Below are 5,462 nucleotides of genomic sequence, written 5' to 3' on the forward strand. Positions count from 1 at the left end.
GGGGTCCGGGGGCGGAGCCCCCGAAGGGTCCGGGCGGAGCCCGGGGAACGGTGGAAGGGCGGGTAGGGGACCAGCCCCGCGCAGCGGCAACCCATCCGCACCCGGCCCGGGATCCGCACCCGGCCCGGGATCCGCACCCGGCCCGGGATCCGCACCCGGCCCGGGATCCGCACCCGGCCCGGGATCCGCACCACCCGGGCCGGGCCGGGCCGGCCCGGCCCGGCCCGGCCAGGCCCGGCCAGGCCCGGCCAGGGCCGTCGGACAGCGCCCGGCCAGGGCAGAGGCACGGACACCGCCCGGCCAGGGCACGGGTACCCTGGAGTGTCCCCGTCCGTCAAAACCCTGGAGCCCGGCTGTGCGCATCGACCTGCACACCCACTCCACGGCCTCCGACGGCACCGACACCCCCGCCGAGCTGGTCGCCAACGCCGCCGCGGCCGGGCTGGACGTCGTCGCGCTGACCGATCACGACACCGTCGGGGGATACGCCGAGGCCCTCGCGGCCCTGCCGCCCGGTCTCACGCTCGTGACCGGCGCCGAGTTGTCCTGCCGTCTCGACGGGGTCGGGATGCACATGCTCGCGTACCTCTTCGACCCGCAGGAGCCCGAGCTCTCCCGTGAGCGCGAGCTCGTGCGCGACGACCGCACCCCGCGCGCGCAGGCCATGGTCGGCAAGCTCCGGGCGCTCGGCGTGGACGTCACCTGGGAGCAGGTGGCCCGGATCGCCGGTGCCGGCTCCGTGGGGCGCCCGCACATAGCCACCGCCATGGTCGAGCTCGGAGTGGTGCCCACCGTCTCCGACGCGTTCACCGCGGACTGGCTCGCCGACGGCGGCCGCGCCTACGCCGAGAAGCACGAGCTCGACCCCTTCGACGCCATCCGCCTGGTCAAGGCGGCCGGCGGGGTCACCGTCTTCGCGCACCCCGCCGCCGTCAAGCGCGGCGAGTGCGTGCCCGAGTCGGCGATCGCCGCCCTCGCGGCCGCCGGTCTGGACGGCATCGAGGTGGACCACATGGACCACGACGCCGCCACCCGCGACCGGCTGCGCGGCCTCGCGGCCGACCTCGGCCTGCTGACCACCGGGTCCAGCGACTACCACGGCAGCCGCAAGACCTGCCGCCTCGGGGAGTACACGACCGACCCCGAGATCTACGGCGAGATCACGCGCCGCGCCACCGGGGCCTTCCCCGTTCCGGGCGCCGGCGGATCCGCCGCCCGCGCCTGAGCGGCGCGCGGCCCTTCCCCACACCCTCTTCTCGTAACACCCCTCACCTGCAAGGCATCACTGTGTTTGATTTCGCCGTCTTCGGATCCCTTTTTCTCACGCTTTTTGTGATTATGGACCCCCCGGGGATCACGCCGATCTTCCTCGCCCTGACCTCGGGGCGCGCCGCCAAGGTCCAGCGCCGCATGGCCTGGCAGGCCGTCTGCGTGGCCTTCGGGGTCATCGCCGTCTTCGGCATCTGCGGCCAGCAGATCCTGGACTACCTGCACGTCTCCGTCCCGGCGCTGATGATCGCGGGCGGTCTGCTGCTCCTGCTCATCGCGCTCGACCTGCTCACGGGCAAGACGGACGAGCCCAAGCAGACCAAGGACGTCAACGTCGCCCTCGTCCCGCTGGGCATGCCGCTGCTGGCCGGTCCCGGTGCGATCGTGTCCGTGATCCTGGCCGTGCAGAAGGCCGACGGCTTCACCGGTCAGGTCTCCGTGTGGTGCGCGATCATCGCCATGCACGTGGTGCTGTGGCTGACCATGCGCTACTCGCTCGTGATCATCCGGATCATCAAGGACGGCGGCGTCGTCCTGGTCACCCGCCTCGCGGGCATGATGCTGTCGGCCATCGCCGTCCAGCAGATCATCAACGGCGTGCTCCAGGTCGTCCACGGAGCCTGAGACCGCATGCGAACGCCCCCGCACCCATCGGGATGCTGTTGGTTAATTCGGGGTCTCCTTCGCCCCGTCGGGCTTCGGCTCGACGGGGCGAAGTGCTGCGAAGTGGCTGGTGCGGGTGCAGGCCCTGCGTGTGTCGGTGAGGTGGGCGTCGAGGCGGGCGAGGTTGATCGCGGCGCCGGTCAGCTGGTGCTGGAGGCTGGTCTTCGCGAGACCGCGGTAGCGGGATCTACGCAGGCCGCAGCGCCCAACGGCCTGGGAGATGGTGCCCTCAACTCCGGCGCGGGACTTGTATCGCTCCTTCCAGGTGTCGGTGTCCTGGTCGGCGCGGGCCTGGCGGAGGGCTTCGTGTTCCTCGCGGGGCCGCAGGGTCAGGCGCCGGCCGACGTTGGAAGTGGTGCACTGCTCGCGGACCGGGCAGGGCCGGCAGTCCGCGCTGTTGAAGCGGACCCGGATGACGGAAGTGCCGGCCTGGGAGCGGTCGGGGTTCCATCGGGTGGTGGTCTTGCCGCCGGGGCAGGTGACCTGCTCGCCCGCCCAGTCGATGGTGAACTCGTCGCCGGTGAAACCGCCACCCGAGGCTGCCTGGTGGCTGATGACGGCGGCAGCCGGGCCGGTGAGCGTGATGCCGTACTGACGGCGGGTGCTGACCAGCAGATGAGCGTCGACATATACGGCGTCGACCAGATGCTCACTGGGCAGACGGCCCGACTCGGCGAGCTGGGCGTGCACCGTCTCGGTCATCGACATGTCGGAAACCGTCGCCACGGTGGTGGCCACGTTCGTGATCAGGTTCGGGGTGTCCGCCTGGCAGGTCTCGGTGAGGTGGACCTTGTATCCGTCCCACATGATGTCCCGTTTGACGCCGACGCGCGCTGCGGTGTCATAGGGCGTGACCAGGCGTAATGCGCCCGGCGGGCGGTCTTTTGGGTCCCGGCGCCTCACCTCGCCCTCCACCAGGTGGAAGTGCTGGACCCACACCTGGCGCAGAATCTCCACCTGCCCAAGCATCCGCAGTTCTTCGGGTGCTCCGGGTGAGAGGACGGCCTCAAGCAGCCGCATCCCGTCACGGCCGATCCGCAGACCCACCTCGTTCCGCTTGGTGCGGGACTTGGGGAACCGGGACTCCTCGGCCCTGGTGGCGTAGTGCGTGAACCAGTCCGGCTCCGCAGCCTGGCCCAGCCAGTCGGGAGCCGCCCGCGCGAGCGCGTTCAACGCTGAGCGCAGGGTTTCCGCGACCAGCTCCAGCCAGCCCAGCTCACGCGCTGCGGACTGCACGTGCGTGGAGTCGGTCCTCGCCCTGCCCGCCGTCTTGAGCAGCCCGTTCTCCTGGGCCGCGGCCAAGATGCCGTCCATCACCCGCCGCCCGGCATCCGCCTCGACCAGACGGTCCCGGAACTCCGACAGCACCGAGAAGTCGAACCCCGGATCACCCAGCTCCAACGCGAGTGCGTACTTGAAATCGATCCTCGCCCGGACCGCCTCAGCGGCCTGCCGGTCGGTGAGCCCCTCCACGAACTGCAACACCAGCACGAGCGCCAGCCGGCCCGGCGACCAGGCGGGCTTCCCCCGCACCGGGAACAGATCCGCGAACTGCCCGTCGCTGAACAGGCCACCCAGCTCGTCCCGGATCCGGATCGCCAGACTGCCCTTCGGGAAGGCCGCCCGCACCACCCGCACCGTCTCCACCGGGACCTCACCAAGATCCCCTGGATGCATCGACATCGACACCCTCCCCAAACGACAACGTCGGCTCCCAAGACCACAACCAGGTCTTGGGAGCCGACGTCACGCCAGGCCCCGAATTAACCAACAGCATCCCATCGGGTGCGGGGGCGCCGTCGGAAGCATCAGGAGGACGCCGTCTCGGCCGGTCGGATGAGGATGCGCTGGCCCACCGCGGCGGCCTGCTGCACGATCCGGTTGACGGAGGCCGCGTCCACGACGGTGCTGTCCACGGCGGACCCGTCGACGTCGTTCAGGCGCAGAATCTCGAAGCGCATGGCTTCTCCCTTCGTCGGTGTTCTCCTTGCGAAGGGTTCAACGGGCGGCGCACCAGAAACATTCCCTACGCTAAGGAAATTTTTTCCTTAGCTAACTACCGAGCGCTCAAGGATCGCCAAAAGGTCACTAGAGAATCGGCTGTGACCTGCGGATTCTCGGCGTTCGGCGAGTGCTCGGCGGCTTCGACCAGGACCCGGGAAGCGCCCAGCCGGACGGCCATCTCGTCCATCAGCGGCACCGGCCAGGCGTAGTCGACCGTCCCCGACAGCACCAGCTTCGGCAGCGGCACCGCCGCCAGCTCCGCCACCCGGTCCGGCTCCGAGATCAGCACCCGCCCCGTGGCGATCAGCTGCTCCGGCACGGTGCCCAGCCAGCGCTCGCGCAGGAACTCCGCCAGCTCCGGGGCGTCGGGGACCGCGTCCTCGGGATCGTGGGCCCGCATCGCCTCCCACACCCCCGGCATGTCCTCCCGCATCGCCTCCAAGGCTGCGACCAGCAGCTTCGTGCGTGCCCGCTGCTCCTCGGCGATCGCCCCCGGCCCGCTGCTCATCAGCGTGAGGGAGGCGAAGGGGGAGGCGTCGCGCAGCACCGCCGCGCGGGCGACGAGCCCGCCCAGGGAGTGGCCGACCAGGTGCAGCGGCCCACCGCCGAGCGCCGTGGCCTGCGCCAGGACGTCCCGGCCCAGCTCTTCCAGCCCGTACGCGGACTCCTCGCGCGGCCCGGGGCTCTGGTACTGGCCGCGCCCGTCGACGGCCACGACCCGGTAGCCGGCCGCGGCCAGGGGCTCCAGCAGGGCGATGAAGTCCTCCTTGCTGCCGGTGAACCCGGGGAGCAGGAGGACGGTGCCGCGCAGGGGCTCCCCGGCCTCGTGCACGGCGAACCCGCCGCGGGCGGTCGTCAGGCGGTACGCGCGGGCGGCGGGCGGCAGGGTGAGGCGCGGCGGCTTGCTCATGGCCCCGAGGTTACCGGCCCGTACGTCCGGGTACGAGGACGGCCCCGGCCCCCTGGGAAGGGGACCGGGGCCGTCGTACGGGTGTGAGCCCTACGCCTCCGGAGCGGTCTCCGCGACCTTGCGGGTCCGGGTGCGCTTCGGCTTCGCGGGAGCCTCGGCGGCGGCGTCGGCGACCGGTGCGGCCTCGGCGGCCTTGCGGGTCCGGGTGCGCTTCGGCTTGGCGGCGGCCTCGGTGACCGCAGCGGCCTCGGCGGCCTTGCGGGGGGCCCGGGTGTGGCGGGCCTTGACGGGCTCCACCGGCGGGGCCATCTGGAAGTCCGGCTCGTCCACGGCGGGAGCGGCGACCTTGCGGGGACGACGCACCTTCACCGGCGCCTCCTCCACCACGAGGGCGGCGGTGGCGAGCGGCGCGACCGGGGTCTGGGTGGGCTTGCGGGTCCGGGTGCGCTTCGGCTTGACCGGCGTCTCCTCGGACACGGCCGGAGCCGGGACCTCGACGACGGCCGGAGCCACGGGCGCCTCGACCACGGGGGCCTGGACCACGACGGCCGGAGCCACGGGCGCCTCGACCACGGCGGCGGCCTCGGCCACCACGGCCGACGCGGCGACCCGGGTG

The 5,462-nt window shown here is 72.1% G+C and carries 5 protein-coding genes and 1 pseudogene; 2 read left to right on the plus strand and 4 right to left on the minus strand.

Annotation, left to right across the window (positions count from 1 at the left end; all coding sequences use genetic code 11):
- The first annotated feature begins 355 nt into the window (after positions 1-355).
- Entirely contained in the window at positions 356-1,225 is an 870-nt protein-coding gene (locus tag AB4039_RS41220) for a PHP domain-containing protein (protein ID WP_266842097.1), read from the plus strand.
- 62 nt (positions 1,226-1,287) lie between these two features.
- Positions 1,288-1,893: a MarC family protein gene (locus AB4039_RS41225; RefSeq protein WP_266842099.1), complete on the plus strand. Its 606-nt coding sequence runs from the start codon at positions 1,288-1,290 to the stop codon at positions 1,891-1,893.
- Positions 1,894-1,935: 42 nt separating this feature from the next.
- On the opposite strand, the gene AB4039_RS41230 is transcribed toward AB4039_RS41225, so the two are convergent.
- The 4 genes and pseudogenes from AB4039_RS41230 to AB4039_RS41245 form a co-directional block, all read right to left on the minus strand.
- Positions 1,936-3,615, minus strand: coding sequence for an IS1182 family transposase (locus AB4039_RS41230; protein WP_442273203.1), 1,680 nt, complete (start codon positions 3,613-3,615; stop codon positions 1,936-1,938).
- A gap of 125 nt (positions 3,616-3,740) precedes the next feature.
- On the minus strand, positions 3,741-3,893 hold the full coding sequence (locus AB4039_RS41235; RefSeq protein ID WP_167456791.1) for a hypothetical protein: 153 nt from the start codon (positions 3,891-3,893) through the stop codon (positions 3,741-3,743).
- A 95-nt stretch (positions 3,894-3,988) separates the two neighbouring features.
- Positions 3,989-4,846, minus strand: a complete 858-nt coding sequence (locus AB4039_RS41240) for an alpha/beta fold hydrolase (protein WP_442273204.1) — start codon at positions 4,844-4,846, stop codon at positions 3,989-3,991.
- 90 nt (positions 4,847-4,936) lie between these two features.
- Positions 4,937-5,462, minus strand: a pseudogene (locus AB4039_RS41245) (DEAD/DEAH box helicase); the annotation flags it as partial.

It is taken from the genome of Streptomyces sp. M-16 (genome assembly GCF_052114405.1).
In the GTDB taxonomy this organism is placed as follows: domain Bacteria; phylum Actinomycetota; class Actinomycetes; order Streptomycetales; family Streptomycetaceae; genus Streptomyces.

Bases quoted from the DNA above. Each gene is read 5' to 3' on its own strand.
- AB4039_RS41235 (WP_167456791.1), bottom strand. From the start codon at position 3,893: ATGCGCTTCGAGATTCTGCGCCTGAACGACGTCGACGGGTCCGCCGTG.
- AB4039_RS41230 (WP_442273203.1), bottom strand. From the start codon at position 3,615: ATGTCGATGCATCCAGGGGATCTTGGTGAGGTCCCGGTGGAGACGGTG.
- AB4039_RS41240 (WP_442273204.1), bottom strand. From the start codon at position 4,846: ATGAGCAAGCCGCCGCGCCTCACCCTGCCGCCCGCCGCCCGCGCGTAC.